The organism is Methylobacterium sp. Leaf88 (assembly GCF_001422795.1).
In the GTDB taxonomy this organism is placed as follows: Bacteria; Pseudomonadota; Alphaproteobacteria; order Rhizobiales; family Beijerinckiaceae; genus Methylobacterium.
Genome location: NZ_LMMK01000055.1, coordinates 1 through 15,007, shown reverse-complemented (window position 1 = coordinate 15,007; position 15,007 = coordinate 1). Strand labels below are relative to the sequence as shown.

At 62.6% G+C, this 15,007-nt stretch carries 14 protein-coding genes; 9 read left to right on the top strand and 5 right to left on the bottom strand.

Translation table 11 applies throughout. The annotated features are described in order from the left end of the window. The first annotated feature begins 638 nt into the window (after positions 1-638). Both oxc and frc (ASF20_RS21680) read left to right on the top strand, forming a co-directional pair. Complete coding sequence (gene oxc / locus ASF20_RS21685) at positions 639-2,420, top strand: oxalyl-CoA decarboxylase (protein ID WP_056277907.1); 1,782 nt, start codon at positions 639-641, stop codon at positions 2,418-2,420. Positions 2,421-2,614: 194 nt separating this feature from the next. Next, positions 2,615-3,889, top strand: coding sequence for a formyl-CoA transferase (frc, locus tag ASF20_RS21680; RefSeq protein ID WP_056277902.1), 1,275 nt, complete (start codon positions 2,615-2,617; stop codon positions 3,887-3,889). Positions 3,890-4,248: 359 nt separating this feature from the next. On the opposite strand, the gene ASF20_RS21675 is transcribed toward frc (ASF20_RS21680), so the two are convergent. The 3 genes from ASF20_RS21675 to ASF20_RS21665 form a co-directional block, all read right to left on the bottom strand. Further along, on the bottom strand, positions 4,249-6,096 hold the full coding sequence (locus tag ASF20_RS21675) for a hypothetical protein (RefSeq protein WP_082501517.1): 1,848 nt from the start codon (positions 6,094-6,096) through the stop codon (positions 4,249-4,251). A gap of 74 nt (positions 6,097-6,170) precedes the next feature. Next, entirely contained in the window at positions 6,171-6,452 is a 282-nt protein-coding gene (locus ASF20_RS21670; RefSeq protein WP_056216559.1) for a hypothetical protein, read from the bottom strand. A gap of 277 nt (positions 6,453-6,729) precedes the next feature. Continuing rightward, complete coding sequence (locus ASF20_RS21665) at positions 6,730-7,137, bottom strand: CBS domain-containing protein (RefSeq protein ID WP_056216561.1); 408 nt, start codon at positions 7,135-7,137, stop codon at positions 6,730-6,732. A gap of 727 nt (positions 7,138-7,864) precedes the next feature. On the opposite strand from ASF20_RS21665, the gene oxlT reads away from it, so the two are divergent. The 3 genes from oxlT to ASF20_RS23680 all read left to right on the top strand — a co-directional run bounded on the left by oxlT (position 7,865) and on the right by ASF20_RS23680 (position 10,291). Then, positions 7,865-9,181 (top strand): oxalate/formate MFS antiporter, encoded by a 1,317-nt coding sequence (gene oxlT / locus ASF20_RS21660; protein ID WP_056277899.1) that lies wholly within the window; start codon positions 7,865-7,867, stop codon positions 9,179-9,181. A gap of 103 nt (positions 9,182-9,284) precedes the next feature. Continuing rightward, the gene (locus tag ASF20_RS21655) at positions 9,285-9,605 is read left to right on the top strand and encodes a hypothetical protein (RefSeq protein ID WP_056277898.1); all 321 of its coding nucleotides are present in this window, start codon (positions 9,285-9,287) and stop codon (positions 9,603-9,605) included. 125 nt (positions 9,606-9,730) lie between these two features. Further along, the gene (locus ASF20_RS23680) at positions 9,731-10,291 is read left to right on the top strand and encodes a DUF2867 domain-containing protein (RefSeq protein ID WP_244476520.1); all 561 of its coding nucleotides are present in this window, start codon (positions 9,731-9,733) and stop codon (positions 10,289-10,291) included. Positions 10,292-10,424: 133 nt separating this feature from the next. Here the strand turns inward: ASF20_RS23680 and frc (ASF20_RS21650) are convergent, their stop codons facing one another. Further along, positions 10,425-11,675, bottom strand: a complete 1,251-nt coding sequence (frc, locus tag ASF20_RS21650; RefSeq protein ID WP_056277895.1) for a formyl-CoA transferase — start codon at positions 11,673-11,675, stop codon at positions 10,425-10,427. A gap of 122 nt (positions 11,676-11,797) precedes the next feature. Continuing rightward, complete coding sequence (locus tag ASF20_RS21645) at positions 11,798-12,226, bottom strand: PAS sensor domain-containing protein (RefSeq protein ID WP_056217947.1); 429 nt, start codon at positions 12,224-12,226, stop codon at positions 11,798-11,800. Between the two features lie 334 nt (positions 12,227-12,560). Between ASF20_RS21645 and ASF20_RS21640 the strand changes: the two genes are divergently transcribed. The 4 genes from ASF20_RS21640 to ASF20_RS21625 all read left to right on the top strand — a co-directional run bounded on the left by ASF20_RS21640 (position 12,561) and on the right by ASF20_RS21625 (position 14,925). Beyond that, positions 12,561-13,004: an OsmC family protein gene (locus tag ASF20_RS21640; protein ID WP_056277893.1), complete on the top strand. Its 444-nt coding sequence runs from the start codon at positions 12,561-12,563 to the stop codon at positions 13,002-13,004. 29 nt (positions 13,005-13,033) lie between these two features. Beyond that, positions 13,034-13,429, top strand: a complete 396-nt coding sequence (locus ASF20_RS21635; protein ID WP_056217941.1) for a nuclear transport factor 2 family protein — start codon at positions 13,034-13,036, stop codon at positions 13,427-13,429. A gap of 44 nt (positions 13,430-13,473) precedes the next feature. After that, positions 13,474-14,157 (top strand): hypothetical protein, encoded by a 684-nt coding sequence (locus tag ASF20_RS21630; protein WP_056217938.1) that lies wholly within the window; start codon positions 13,474-13,476, stop codon positions 14,155-14,157. A 399-nt stretch (positions 14,158-14,556) separates the two neighbouring features. After that, complete coding sequence (locus tag ASF20_RS21625) at positions 14,557-14,925, top strand: hypothetical protein (protein ID WP_056277890.1); 369 nt, start codon at positions 14,557-14,559, stop codon at positions 14,923-14,925. The last annotated feature ends 82 nt before the right edge of the window (positions 14,926-15,007 follow it).

Here is a 15,007-nt window from a genome sequence, read left to right as displayed (position 1 = left end):
CCTGGAGCGATCGCTAGGACGCTGACGCGACGTCAATTTGGTCTGGAACATGCCGAACCCGCTCCCGGAACACAAGGAAACCTTGGCGATTGAACCGGGACAAGATTTGAATATCCCCCCTGCTACAACAACATAGCTGCGTCGACTCACCAAGCTGTGACGACGGCCGGCCGAGCTGTACCCGCAGCGCCGCCCGTCCGGTACGGCGTCTACCGCACCCGTCATGCCTCGGGGACGACGAACCCGCACGGGCCGGCCCGCGCCACATCCGGTTTGACACTTGGTATTTGGTATGCCACCATTCTTGAACTGGCAACCGGGTGGTCGGGACTAGCAGCACTGCAATCAACACAATCCTCAGGTCCGCTCGGCGCGCAACGCACGTCAAGCGTCAAGTGATCGGATCCACGAAGACTGTTTGAACCCGGCTTTCGTCGAATGCGCCCCGGTGCGGCCTGAGCTGTCGCGGAACACGCCCGGCGGATCCTGAAGCAGACATCGACGCCCCGGCCACGCATCCGGGGCGTTCCGGATCGAAACCAAGCTCGAGACCAAGTCGGACACCCGGCCCCTACGCCCGACCACGACCAAGAATGGCGCGCCATCCAACAAGAAGCGCCCCAACTGGAGGAAACACCATGGATAGAACCGCTGGCTCCGAATCCACGCAGGCCGTCCACGACGTCGCCACCGGCGTCGGCGTCACGTCCGATCATGCGGGCGAGCAGATCGACGGCTTCCACCTCGTCATCGACGCGCTGAAGCTCAACGGCATCACGAACATCTACGGCGTGCCCGGCATTCCGATCACCGATCTCGGCCGCCTCGCGCAGGCCGCCGGCATGCGCGTCATCTCCTTCCGCCACGAGCAGCACGCCGGCAACGCCGCGGCCATCGCGGGCTTCCTGACCAAGAAGCCCGGCATCTGCCTCACCGTCTCGGCGCCCGGCTTCCTCAACGGCCTGACGGCCCTGGCCAACGCGACCACGAATTGCTTCCCGATGATCCTGATCTCGGGCTCCTCCGAGCGCGAGATCGTTGACCTGCAGCAGGGCGACTACGAGGAGATGGACCAACTCGCCATCGCCAAGCCCCTGTGCAAGGCCGCCTTCCGCGTGCTCCACGCCGCCGACATCGGCATCGCGGTCGCCCGCGCCATCCGCGCCGCCGTCTCAGGCCGCCCGGGCGGCGTCTACCTCGATCTGCCCGCCAAGCTGTTCAGCCAGGTGATGGACGCCGAGGCCGGCGCCAAGTCCCTGGTGAAGGTGATCGATGCGGCGCCCGCGCAATTGCCGGCCCCGAGCGCCATCGCCCGGGCCCTCGACGTGCTCAAGTCCGCCAAGCGTCCCCTCATCGTCCTCGGCAAAGGCGCGGCCTATGCCCAGGCCGACGAGGAGATCCGCAACCTCGTCGAGCGCAGCGGCATTCCCTACGTGCCGATGAGCATGGCCAAGGGCCTCCTGCCCGATACCCATGCCCAGTCCGCCGGCGCGGCCCGCTCCCTGGTGCTCAAGGAGGCCGACGTCGTCCTGCTGGTCGGCGCACGCCTGAACTGGCTGCTCTCGCACGGCAAGGGCAAGACCTGGGGCGCCCCGGGCTCGAAGAAGTTCATCCAGATCGACATCGAGCCGAAGGAGATGGACTCGAACGTCGAGATCGTCGCCCCGGTGGTCGGCGACATCGGTTCCTGCGTCTCCGCCCTCCTCGACGGAATGGGCCAGACCTGGCAGGCGCCCCCGGCGGCCTGGACCGATGCGATCCGGACCAAGAAGGAGGAGAACCTCGCGAAGATGGCCTCGAAGCTGAAGAAGAATTCGGCTCCGATGGACTTCCACGGGGCGCTCGGCGCACTCCGGACCATCATCAAGGAGCGGCCCGACGCGATCCTCGTCAACGAGGGCGCCAACACCCTCGACCTCGCCCGCGGCATCATCGACATGTACCAGCCGCGCAAGCGCCTCGATGTCGGCACCTGGGGCATCATGGGCATCGGCATGGGCTTCGCCGTCGCCGCCGCCGTCGAGACCGGCAAGCCGGTCCTCGCGGTGGAAGGCGACAGCGCCTTCGGCTTCTCCGGCATGGAAGTCGAGACGATCTGCCGGTACGACCTGCCGGTCTGCATCGTGGTCTTCAACAACAACGGCATCTATCGCGGCACCGACACCGATCCCACCGGCCGCGATCCCGGCACCACGGTGTTCGTGAAGGACTCGCGTTACGACAAGATGATGGAGGCCTTCGGCGGCGTCGGCGTCCACGTCACGACCCCGGACGAGCTCTCCCAGGCGGTCAACGCCGCGATGGACTCGGGCAAGCCCACCCTGATCAACGCGGTGATCGACCCCAGCGCCGGCACGGAGAGCGGCAACATCGGCAGCCTCAACCCGACGAGCACGGTGGTCCGCAAGAAGACCGCCTGAGCCGAAGGGGTTCGCAATCTCCGGGGATCGACGGCATCCCCGGAGAGCCAAACGAGCGCGCAGCCTCTCGGCAGGCTGCGACGCACGCTCCAGGCCCGGAGGGGCCGGCGACGGACCGCGGGAGGGAGACCTCCACCGGACGTAGGCCCCTCCTCGGCCCGCGCCGTCGTCTCCCGTGAAGGTGAGCCCGTGCCATGAAAGCCCTCGAAGGCGTCAAGATCCTCGACTTCACCCATGTGCAGTCGGGCCCGACCTGCACGCAGCTCCTGGCCTGGTTCGGCGCCGACGTGATCAAGGTCGAGCGGCCGGGCGTGGGCGATGCCACGCGCCAGCAGTTGCAGGACATTCCCGATGTGGACAGCCTGTATTTTACGATGCTGAACCACAACAAACGCTCGATCACCCTCGACACCAAGAACCCGAAGGGCATCGAGGTGCTGTGGCGCCTGATCGATGCGTGCGATGTCCTGGTCGAGAACTTCGCGCCCGGGGCCCTCGCTCGGATGGGCCTGACCTGGGAGGCGATCCACGCCGCCAATCCGCGCATGATCCTCGCCTCGGTGAAGGGGTTCGGCCCCGGCGCCTACGAGAACTGCAAGGTCTACGAGAACGTGGCGCAATGCGTCGGGGGCGCCGCCTCGACCACGGGATTCCGCACCGACATCCCGATGGTGACCGGCGCGCAGATCGGCGATTCCGGCACCGGCCTCCACCTTGCGCTCGGCATCGTCACCGCCCTCTATCACCGGACCCAGACCGGCCTCGGCCAGCGGGTCGACTGCGCGATGCAGGACGGGGTGCTCAACCTCTGCCGGGTGAAGCTGCGCGATCAGCAGCGCCTGGAGCGCGGCCCCCTGCCGGAATACAGCCAGTTCGGCGAAGGCATTCCGTTCGGCGATTCAGTGCCGCGCGCCGGCAACGATTCCGGGGGCGGCCAGCCCGGCCGCATCCTCAAGTGCAAGGGCTGGGAAACCGACCCGAACGCCTACATCTACTTCATCACGCAGGGAGCGGTCTGGCCGCAGATCTGCGACGTCATCGGCGAACCCGCCTGGGCGACGCATCCCGACTACGCCACACCGAAGGCCCGCCTGCCCCACCTGAACGAGATCTTCACCCGCATCGAATCCTGGACGATGTCGAAGACCAAGTTCGAGGCGATGGAGATCCTCAATGCGCTGCATGTGCCATGCGGGCCGATCCTTTCCATGAAGGAGATCGCGGAGGACGAGTCCCTGCGTAGATCCGGTACGGTCGTAGAGGTCGATCACCCCACCCGTGGCAAGTACCTCACTGTGGGCAACCCCATCCGACTCTCGGCCAGCAATACCGAGATCACGCGATCTCCGCTGTTGGGCGAGCACACCGAAGAGATTTTGACCGAGGTCCTCGGATACTCTGAAGCCGAACGTTTTGAGATTGCCGAGTCCGGGGCCATCGGCGTCGTCCAGAGGATCGCCGCCGAATAGGTAGTCTCCTCAACTCGACCTCTCTTCTCCCAACTTGCGCGGCCTCGATCCCTCGACGCCGCGCTTCCCTTTAGAAGGATCATTTATCCGTCTCAACCGCAAACAGCAAAACACCGCTTCTGTTTCCGACGACGACTTCGTTGTTTCTTTCGACGGAACTTCTGTCTTGTGGCATCCAGTCAGCGATCTTGATCACGCGTCCAACCTGCAGAGCCATATGGTTGAGGATCGTGACAAGAAAGGATGCGAGCACGGACGGTGTTTCGAAAACATATAGTGGCGCAACATTTCCTGTTGCATCGCAAATTCACAGTGGTGGTCAAAGATCTTTCGCTCAATCCGCACTATCGTATCTGCTCTCAGGTCAAACGCCTCAGCGTTGTTTTCTCGCCCCAGGCTCCGAGGGTGCACGCTCCACTCACCTGCAGAGCTTCACTGGATCCTGCATTTGCTTCCGCTTGCCTGATGACCCCAAGGCCTGTCAGGACTCGGTGAACGACCGGGTCGGCTTCAGCCAACGTCGGCACGAGACTGGTAAGGCACCCGCTGTCGAGGCGCGCGAGGACGCGGCCTGTGGCGTGATCGGCAAAGCGAATGGTGGTCATCCGGCGCAGGCAATCGCGCAGGAAACGCATCTCTCCTGGCGCATCCCGGGGTGGAACGCCGCGATAGACCGCCTCGGGATTGCGGGCCTGAATATTGATGGCCTGATACCGATCGATGTCGAGCAAGACCTGGACGTCAAGAATGTTCATTACGCCATTCGCACCAAAAGCGACGGTCCGCGGAAGGCAACCCTCGGGTACACCGTTGTCCAGGAACTCGAAATGCACCTCCTTGTCCGGCCGCAACACCCAGGTAAAAAACAACCGTGGCATGCCTGTGTAAGCTTCGACATTGTGCGCCAGTAGGTCTTCCACCGCCTTGTAGCGACCGAACTGTTCGCCACGTTTCCAAGCCCGCTCGACAGTGGCATCCGGCGGCGTGATCATGAACTGCATGTAGACTTGGCGCCCGAAGCGCGTGAGGAGCTGGCTCCCAAGTTCGGTACCGGGATTGACTGCAAAACTGTCAAAGCGGAAGCGGTCGATGACGAGATGGGAGATCCGGCCAGCCTCAGCTTTCCGCGCCATGTAGCCATCGAGCTTGCGGTCAATGATCTCGACCTCGTGTCCTGTCAACGGCCCGGCATAGCGCCGCGCTGACCCGAGACTGTCGTAATCCAACAGGAACTTACGCCAGACATCAGGCGTGATGAGGGCGAAGTCGGACCAATTCAATTCCAGGGTCTCGACCAGAGCGCGCTGATAGGGACGGATGGTACTCTTGCCTGAGGCGGACGAGCCCTTCACGTTCAGGATGACAGGAGTGTCCTGCGGCTTAAGGCGCACGTAACCGCGCTTCGCCACCACTGCCTGCATCCAGGGCTCGATCAGCGCGCCGAGGGCAAGACTACCATAGCCGTTCGACACGAGCGTGACGGCAAGCCTTCCGAGCAGTGACGGGTCACGGATGAGAAAGCCACGTCGACCGATCAGACTCTCGACGACGCAACGCAGCGCGGCGCAGGCCGCCACGGCGAGAGCATCCTCTGCCGCGGCGACCCGCGCATGCCAGGCGTCAAGGTGATGCCAGACCTGATGTATAGGGTCCCGGCCAACGCAAGCAGAGCCGGAAGGTTTTGAGCTTTTCCGTCCGGTGCGGTGAGGCCAGAAACGACGCCAGAGAGCACCGCGCGGTGGCCACCCCTCGGCGGTGTGAAGGTACTCGCCCAATATTTTGTCGATCTGGCCATCGAGAAGTTCCGCGGCTGCGACCCGGATCTCCGCATGTCGCGCGGCGATCTCTCTGCCATGTTCGGCAATACCCTCGTTCAGGATGGCAGAGACGATGGCACGAAAATTTACCCCGAGATCGCCGTACGTCTGGCCGACCGGAACGGAAAGATCAGCCATGACGCGGATCAAAACTTCGTGGACCACCAGTCGCTCAGGCCGGAAGCAGACAAGCGATGTCAATGGCAGACCACTGACATCGCTCAACTCATAGGCATCGTTGAGGGAGGTCTCGACGTTTTCCTCGCGGAAAACGGTAGCTAAGGGCAGGAGCGCGCGCGGAAGGCTCGACTCGATACCCGGGCTCCAGGGCCCGTAACAGTCCGGATCGGCGCCGTCGCTTGCCGGACTCGCCAAGGCATGGATGGTCATGCCAGTAGACTTTGCATTCTGTGATGGTCCGAACGCACGAGATTCGAGCCCAGACCCCAATCCACCGCGGGTGCTCAAACGGCCTGCGGTTCCTCAATGACCTCCAGGCGAAGCTGATACTCTTCTCCCCAAAGCTCCCCAGCTTTCTGGTACCACGCCGCATCGAAATACTCGCGACAGAGTACCTCGCCTGTCCAAATGCAGACAGCGATCAGGCGACCGTCAATCACCTTGACGTGGCGACTGATCAGGCCGTTCGTGATACCAGTCGAGGGACACATGTCGATACTGGTCATCCCGTAGCTGTTCTCGCCGCTGAAGATTACCGGGCAGTCAAGGATTGCCAGGAAACGCATGGGGATCACTCCTTTATCTTCTTCACCACCGACGATGGCAGATTGCAGAGGCGCCGAGCGGTGATGCGCGCCGGCATGCAAACGCCAGCCTTGCCCTACCCGTCGTCGAGCGAGCTTAAAAATGTGTATTTAAACGCATCAAGCGTCAAGTTCTGTGCATTGTTGAAGGATCTGCGATCAATCCAACTGCTTTTGCATCGCACGATTTTGTATCAATCTGTGTAATTCATGAACATCACCAAGGGGATCGGGTCCGACCCCACCTCGGACGCTGCGATTATACAGTCGAAGCGTGTGACGCATCTACAACACAATCCCAGATGCTCTGAATCGAATGAAGGCACATTCCATTCATGATCGCGATATGGTTGGTTTTATGCGCGCAAAACAGTTGCAACCGATCGGCGAGCGGCGTCCGAACGTCGGCGGAGACGAACTCCGGCGTAGTCAGCATCCAAACCAAGCTGTCGAGCGTCTCCAGGCCCTCACTGGCCATTACGCGAAAGATCTCACGATCGCTCAGTATTCCGATAAATGAACCAGTGTCGTCGCATGGGCCGTCAACGACAATTAGCGCATCAACGTCTGGAGCGGCTAGAAGCCGAATTGCTTCCCGCACAGACCGATCCATACGAATATAGCGCACGCGGGAGGCTTCACTGCCAAGCTTCTGGCGCGCGCTCATGGCACCGCTCCTCTAATCTTATGGCATTTTCCACTCGCGAGCCTGGTATACAAAATATTTTCTGTCAATGAGTGGGGCGAAATATCATGCCGAAATGAGAGACAGATCTGCTGCTTTGTCGTTTCAAACTCGCGAACCGGCTTTGAAGAATCTTCCCCGCCTGGATGGCAAACAACAGTTTTCGCCTATCTGCTTGCTGCACTGCGTCATCGCGCACCCGTCCCCAGTGCAGGACCGCAACTAAAACGATTGGGACATCACACAGTGCTCACGTGCGGATGCGCCGCCAGTATGTGCTTCGACCGGCACTATCGCGCATTAGGCGGCGAGGTAACTTCCTCTGCACATAAGCTTATCCGGCATCTGGGTATCGTCGAATAAGGATTCTTGCGTTTCGACGAGACGACACGCTGAGGTATCGCCGGGATTCAAATATCGTCTGCGCTCAGATCGCTGGTGCCCGTGCAAAGCAAGCAGATCGACCGCCTGGAAACACTAAGAGCGATCTCGCGGATGGAGCGAAACTACCAGCATTTGGCCGCCACGCTGCAGTGCGGGATCGATTTCTCGGCAACCAACTCTTGACGATTGGTTCGCAGAGAGAGAGGCTGGTATTCCACATACCAAGCCGGCGATAAGTCCGGCGGTCAACGGCCCCTACGCTCAGCATCGGACGAAGAGCCGATCGCGTATCTCGTTTCATCAAGAGCCTACCGGAGGAAAAGCCATGTCGAGGGTGGAAACCACAACCGAGCACGTATCCGACAGTTATCGATGGGGTCAGCTCGTCATCGGCGTCATCTGCATGGTGATGATCGCCAATCTGCAATACGGCTGGACATTCTTCGTCCCCGACATTCAAAAAAAATTCGGGTTTGATCGCGCCGCGATCCAATGGGCATTCACCCTGTTCGTGTTGTTTGAGACTTGGCTCGTTCCGGTCGAAGGCTGGTTCGTCGACAAGTACGGCCCACGGGTCGTGGTCCTATTCGGTGGTCTCCTTTGCGGGATCGGCTGGGTGATCAACTCCTATGCCAGCACCCTGAACATGTTCTATCTTGGCCAAGTCGTCGCCGGCATCGGCGCGGGCGCGGTCTATGGCACCTGTGTCGGCAGCGCCCTGAAGTGGTTCCCGGACAAGCGTGGTCTCGCCGCCGGCATCATCGCCGCAGGGTTCGGTGCCGGCTCAGCCCTCACCGTCGCGCCGATCCAGTGGATGATCGCCGATCATGGCTTCCAGGCGGCGTTCTTCAACTTCGGCATCGGCCAGGGCCTCGTGGTCGCTGTGTTGGCTTTCTTTTTCACCTCGCCGAAGAAGGGGCAAGTTCCGGAGGCCGTCGCGAACACCAACGTCATCCAGACCCGGCGCAACTACACCCCCGGTGAAGTCGCTCGGCAGCCGATCTTTTGGCTGATGTACTTCATGTTCGTTATCGTGGGCGCAGGCGGCTTGATGATCACCGCCAACCTCAAGCCCATCGCTGCCGATATCGGCGTCGACAAGGTGCCGGTCACGATTATGGGCATCACCATGGTCGCCATCACCTTCGCAGCCACCATCGACCGCGTACTTAATGGCTTGACCCGCCCGTTCTTCGGCTGGGTCTCGGATAAGATTGGTCGCGAGAATACCATGTTCGTCGCCTTCGCCATGGAAGGCTTCGGCATCTACATGCTCTACCTCTGGGGCCATGACCCCCTGTGGTTCGTGCTGCTCTCCGGCTTCGTGTTCTTCGCCTGGGGCGAGATCTACTCCCTCTTCCCCTCGACCTGCACAGATACCTTCGGTACGAAGTTCGCTGCGACCAATGCGGGCCTGCTCTACACCGCGAAAGGCACCGCCGCGCTCCTGGTTCCGGTAGCGAACTATCTGCAGCAGGCGACCAACAGCTGGGACGGCGTCTTCCTGGTCGCCGCCGGCGCCAACATCCTCGCCTCGCTCCTCGCCATCGCGGTACTGAAGCCCTGGCGTAAGCGCGTGGTGGCGCAGGCGCTCGCTGTCTCCGACGAGACTAAGCCAGCCCCCCGCATCGTCGCGGCCTGACAGCCCAACTGAAGCGCCGAAGAAAGAGCCGCGGGGGCCGGACGCCAAGTCCTGGCCCCCGCGCCCGTTTCAGCCCACCCGATCGTCTCGCAGGAGATCTCCGATGCCGCTGACCTGGCGCCCGATGCAGACGGCCCCGCAGACCGTCAACCGGATTTGGCTCAACCACCTGACCCTAGGTCCGATTCTTGCGGAAGGCCTCCCCGGCCGCTGGTACTCCCCGAGCGCGACGCGTCAGGTCTGGCGCTGGTACCGCCCGGCCGAGCCGAACGCCCTGGAGCCCTTCAGCGGCTGGCTGCCCTACGATGCGCTCGCAGCGAACGGGATTGACGGCACCACGACGATGGACGATCCAAAGGACCGCTTCGCCATGTCATCCCACCTCGCGGGGCAGCAAGACAAGCCTGCATCCCTCAGGGTGTAGGTCGCGCGCGCGGTGACAATACGGTCGGCGGTGTATGCCGCATTTCCCGCCACACCCATCGTCCCATCCTGATCTCCGCATCGGTCATGTCAGACTTCGGCCACCGCCCAGGTGGGAGAGAAAGCTTGGCTGAGGCTCCACCGGTCCGACTTCTGCGCCCGCGCGAAGAGCTCGACTATAACGACACGCAGTCCGTAATCCTCCCGACGGCTGTCAGCCCGCTCGATGCCTGGAACGCTATCGCTTCGAAGCCGCGATCGCTGATGACCCTCGCCTTTCGCGTGAGGGATGCGATCGCAATCCGCTTCGGCGTCAAGGCCATCGGCGGCTTTTCCAGGGAGCGGCGGACCCATGTCTGCGCGGGGGACAAACTGGATTTCTTCTTGGTGGAACAGAGTACGCCGGACATGCTCGTCCTGACCACGCGGGGCCGGCATCTCGACGTCATGATCTGCTTCGCGACAGCTGGTCGCCGTCTCACGATCACCTCGTCGGTTGTGGTCCTCAATGCGTTCGGCCGGGCCTACATGGCGCCAGTGGGGCCGATTCACCGGATGATCCTCGCCGCTCGCCGACCTGCGGCGCCTCGGGACGTCCCTCGCGCAAGATGCGTCTCGCTCCGGCATCTAACCCGTCACTGCGGCCCCGTGCCAGGATTTCGATGCCGCGGTCGTCCGGGCCGATGACGGACAAGCCGTATGGGCGAGCCTCGCTCCGGTACCAGAAAACGGAAACGGCGCGCCTCACGGCGCGCCGTCTTACTTGATTCAGCGGCCTGTCCGAGAACAGGCCGCTGGCATCTCCGTTTCAGACGCCGCCTCAGACGGCGCGGGCCTGGTGCAACTGCTCGATCTGCTGCTGGGTGTAGCCGAGATCGAGCAAGACTTCGTCGGTGTGCTCGCCGAGCAGCGGAGAGGCCTTCACCTCGACCTGCATGTCGGAGAACTTGATCGGGCTGCCGACGGTCAGGTACGAGCCGAGCTTCGGGTGCGGCACCTCGACAACGGTGCCGCTGGCGCGCAGCGACGGATCGTTGGCGATCTCCTTCATCGACAGCACCGGTGAGCACGGGATGTCGAACTTGCGCAGGATATCGACGGCCTCGAACTTCGTCTTGTCGGCGAGCCAAGCCTCGATCGTGCCAAAGATGTCCATGATCTTGTCCTGGCGGGCGCGAGCGGTGTTGTAGGCCGGATCGTCGATCCACTCATCCCTGCCGATCGCCTTACAGATCGGGGCCCAGGCATGACCCTGGATCGTGAAGTAGATGTAGGCGTTCGGATCGGTCTCCCAGCCCTTGCACTTCAGCACCCAGCCTGGCTGTCCACCGCCACCCGCGTTGCCGCCGCGCGGCACCACATCCGAGAACTCGCCGTGGGGGTACTGCGGGTATTCCTCCAGGTAGCCGAGGGCATCGAGACGCTGCTGGTCGCGCAGCTTGACGCGGCAAAGATTGAGCACCGAGTCCTGCATCGAGACGGCGACCTTCTGGCCCTTGCCGGTCTTGTTCTTCTGGTGAAGCGCTGTGAGAATGCCGATCGCGAGGTGCATGCCGGTGTTCGAATCACCGAGAGCCGCGGCGCTCACAGTAGGCGGACCGTCCCAGAAGCCTGTGGTGGAGGCCGCGCCGCCCGCACACTGCGCCACGTTCTCGTAGACCTTCAAGTCCTCGTAGTGGTGGCCATCCGAGAAGCCCTTCACCGACGCCAGGATCATGCCGGGATTGAGCTCCTGGATGCGGGACCAAGAGAAGCCCATGCGGTCGAGGGCGCCAGGGCCGAAGTTTTCGACCATGACATCGGATTGCTTGATCAGGTTCTCGAGGACTTCCTTGCCCTCGGGAGTCTTGGTGTCGAGCGTCAGGGAACGCTTGTTGGAGTTGAGCATGGTGAAGTAGAGCGCGTCGGCATCCTCGACGTGGCGAAGCTGCGTGCGCGTCACGTCGCCGGCCCCAGGGCGCTCCACCTTGATCACGTCGGCGCCGAACCAGGCCAGCAGCTGGGTACAGGCCGGACCAGCCTGGACGTGGGTGAAATCGATGATCTTGATACCCTCGAGCGGCTTGCTCATCGTGGCGTTCTCCCTGTTGGCTCAGACGATTGTCGAAGTTCGCGGCTTGCCCGGTCGATCCGGGTTCTGGATTGGCCGGAAACCCGTGGTGGGTGATCCCGGCGGTCTGTCGCGCCTCGCCCTCAGGCGACGCGGGATTCGAGGGCCGCCAAGCGGCGGCGTAGTTCACGCTCGTCGTTCCAGCGCTGGGTTTCATCGCGGATGATCGCGGCGATACCCGTAACGGCGTTGTCGAGGCCGTGGATCAGCCCGACCGTGAAGGCGATGGAGAGCGTGTGGCCATCCTTATGGATGGCTGGGACTCGCAGGACGTCGGCACCGTACTTGGTGACGCCCGTCTTCATGGTCTTGGCATAGCCCTCCCAGTGGCGCCGGCGCTGACGCTCCGGGGTGATGAGATCGAGAGACTGACCGACCGCCTCCTCCGCCGCGTACCCGAAGATCCGCGTCGCGGCGGGATTCCACACGGTGATCGCACCGCTCGTGTCCGACACCACAACGGCATCGCCGGCTGCTGCCACCAGGACAGCAAAATCGATCGGGCTCGTCATGCGCTGACCCTCATCTCCCTGTCCGTGCTGCGGATATCGTCTCCGTCGCCCGGTTTATCGACCGGGCGGGCTCGAACCTGGGGCGAGACGATGGTCATCCATCGGCATGGAACACTCCCCTCTTTGTCCCTCAGACTTGAAGCCGTTCGATGGCGTCGGAAGGACTTGGTATTTTTCGCTGTTCTGATCGTTGGTATTTGGTATGCCAACGTAGATAAGGTGTCAACTCGCGGAGCTGACGTCAATTGCCCCAGGGAGCTTGGGCCTTGGTGACAGCGTTCTCGGATGACGCCGGCACGCTGCAGGCAACGAGAATCGGCAGGGGAGAGCCGCCATGGGTCCAGGCCCGAGCATCACGATCACGCAGATCGAGGGCTACAAGTTCGCGATCGATTTCGGTGGAATCCTGCCCCACCTGATGGTCGATGAGGCCATTCCCATCGGCAGCGGCGAAGGCCCGTTCCCCGAACAGCTCCTCGTCTCTTCGGTGACGAACTGCCTGTGCGCCAGCCTCGTCTTCGCGCTCGGTAAGTATAAGCAAGAGGCCGGCAGCATCCGGGCCGAGGCGCACTGCGAGGTCACCCGCAACGTCGAGAACCGTCTGCGCATCGCCGGCATCGCGGTCGCGATCAGCCTCGGGGCGACCGCCGACTCCGTACCCCGCATCGACCGGGTGCTGGAGCAGTTCCAGCGCTTCTGCACGGTTTCCGAAAGCGTGCAGGCCGGCATCCCCGTCGTCGTCTCTGTCCGGGACAGTGCCGGCACGCTGCTCACCTGAGCCTTATGCTTTTCCAGGAAGGAGTCGCCATGACGACATCACCGAAAGTCTCCGGCCAGAACCCGCCGATCGCCCACGAGCCGGAAGACCTCGCCCGCCTCTTCAACGAACGCGCCAATGCAGGCGACGTGGACGGCCTCGTTGCCCTCTACGAGCCCGATGCGGTGCTGGCGGCCGGGAAGGTCGTGGCCACCGGACACGGCGAGATCCGGCAATTCTATGCCGACCTCTTGGCGCGCAAGTCTGATTTTCCGGTCGCCGAGACCCTCCCGGCGATCCGGAACGGCGATCACGCCATGACCTTCGCGCGACTGCCCAACGGGACGATCTCGGCTGAAACCGCACGGCGCCAGGCCGATGGCGGATGGCGCTGGCTGATCGATCAACTGAAGATCAAGCCCCTCCAGGCGGACATGGCCGGTTGACTGACGCCTCCCCTCCGACTGCTTCCGAAACCCAGGGTTCCCGCATGATCGATCCCCGCCTCGCCGGCCGGCTCGCCTTCGCGCACCGGCTCCCCACCAAGGAGCCTCTTCCCCCCGGTCGCCATTGTCTCGGGCTGTTCGCCGAGCGGGACGCGATCCTCGTGGTACCCGAAAGCGTCGATCCACGCCGGCCAACACCTCTCGTGGTCCTGTTCCATGGTGGTGGCGGCAGCGCAGAGAAGATCCTGCCGATGCTGGAGGCCCATGCCCAAGCGCGGGGCTTCCTACTGTTGGCACCCCAATCAATGTTCCCGACTTGGGATCTCGTCATTGGCGGCCATGGACCCGACCGCGAGCGTGTCGACGAGGCTTTGGCCGAGGTGAGCACCCGTTACCTACTCGATCCGACGCATCTGATTTTCGCGGGCCACTCGGATGGTGGCAGCTACACGCTCTCCCTCGGCCTAGCCAACGGGCATGTGGTCACCCATCTCCTCGTCTCCTCGGCCGGCTTCCTGTCCGTTCACCTGCAATCGGGCGTTCCACGGATCTTCCTTTCCCATGGAATCCGCGACGAGCAGATTCCGATCGATCGCAGCGCGCGGGTTCATGTCGCCCGGTTGCGGGAGGCCGGATACCCGGTCATGGCAGTCGAGTACGACGGCCCCCACGCCTACAGCCCAGTCATCGTCGCGCAGGGCGTCGATTTCGTTCTCGCCGCAGCATAGCTGCCGGAAACCGCAGGTAGCGCGGAGATCCATCCCGTCGAATCCGGTACGGGCCCTCTCTCTTGTGTTGGTGCAGTGCATCGCGGATCAGCAACCTGCTCTGGGACCAGCGCAGTCACCACTGAACCCAGCTACCGCGGTAACCCCATCCGCCGGCGTATTCATGCCGACTGCGCCAGGGAATGCAGGCCTGCCAGACGGATCTGGCGCCCCCCCCTTGGCAGATCCGATGCGTGCGGTCCTGCGTGTTTGCGCGGTCATCCCGCCATCTTGAAATATGCCCGCAATTCACAACGCAGCCGCCCGAACGTGACCATCGCGCTGCTTTTAATCCAATTTTTACAAGATGAGTCTTCTTTAAGGTCAGACTAGACTATCCTGGACTGGGGTGCATACGTGATGGAAGCAGCCGAGAAACCCGTCCTCGTGGATTCGCTCGATCAGGAAGCGGAGCGGATTCGGAACATCTTCAGCACTTCGTTCCCCCACTCGAGCGACGATCTGAATCGTCTGATTCCTGAGAACTTTACGGATACGTTGTCCCGTAGGTCTGAGCCCACGCCGAAGGCGGAGACCGACGAGTTCGACTGGTCGATCACGCTCGCGAACATCGAGGCGATCGTCGATGCCAGTAACGCCAGCAAGAGCTCGGTGGCTGACGCGGAGCGGCGGGCTGAAATTGCCGAAGCCAAAGCCCGGGAGGCGATCCATTGGCTCCGCCTTCTCCATGAAGCCGTCCTGAAGGGGATGCCTGCTCCATCTGTCTAGGGCATCAGGCCTGCCCAGGATTGATCGGCCCCCACGCGGTGGTCCAAGGGTAAAGTTAGTGCGCGGTAGGCCGCTTCACCAC

Excerpts from the sequence above, each read along its gene's own strand:
- oxc (WP_056277907.1), top strand. The coding sequence starts at position 639 with ATGGATAGAACCGCTGGCTCCGAATCCACGCAGGCCGTCCACGACGTC.
- ASF20_RS21670 (WP_056216559.1), bottom strand. The coding sequence starts at position 6,452 with ATGCGTTTCCTGGCAATCCTTGACTGCCCGGTAATCTTCAGCGGCGAG.
- ASF20_RS21635 (WP_056217941.1), top strand. The coding sequence starts at position 13,034 with ATGACGACATCACCGAAAGTCTCCGGCCAGAACCCGCCGATCGCCCAC.
- ASF20_RS21640 (WP_056277893.1), top strand. The coding sequence starts at position 12,561 with ATGGGTCCAGGCCCGAGCATCACGATCACGCAGATCGAGGGCTACAAG.
- oxlT (WP_056277899.1), top strand. The coding sequence starts at position 7,865 with ATGTCGAGGGTGGAAACCACAACCGAGCACGTATCCGACAGTTATCGA.
- ASF20_RS21645 (WP_056217947.1), bottom strand. The coding sequence starts at position 12,226 with ATGACGAGCCCGATCGATTTTGCTGTCCTGGTGGCAGCAGCCGGCGAT.
- ASF20_RS21675 (WP_082501517.1), bottom strand. The coding sequence starts at position 6,096 with ATGACCATCCATGCCTTGGCGAGTCCGGCAAGCGACGGCGCCGATCCG.
- ASF20_RS21630 (WP_056217938.1), top strand. The coding sequence starts at position 13,474 with ATGATCGATCCCCGCCTCGCCGGCCGGCTCGCCTTCGCGCACCGGCTC.
- ASF20_RS21625 (WP_056277890.1), top strand. The coding sequence starts at position 14,557 with ATGGAAGCAGCCGAGAAACCCGTCCTCGTGGATTCGCTCGATCAGGAA.
- ASF20_RS21655 (WP_056277898.1), top strand. The coding sequence starts at position 9,285 with ATGCCGCTGACCTGGCGCCCGATGCAGACGGCCCCGCAGACCGTCAAC.
- frc (WP_056277895.1), bottom strand. The coding sequence starts at position 11,675 with ATGAGCAAGCCGCTCGAGGGTATCAAGATCATCGATTTCACCCACGTC.
- frc (WP_056277902.1), top strand. The coding sequence starts at position 2,615 with ATGAAAGCCCTCGAAGGCGTCAAGATCCTCGACTTCACCCATGTGCAG.
- ASF20_RS21665 (WP_056216561.1), bottom strand. The coding sequence starts at position 7,137 with ATGAGCGCGCGCCAGAAGCTTGGCAGTGAAGCCTCCCGCGTGCGCTAT.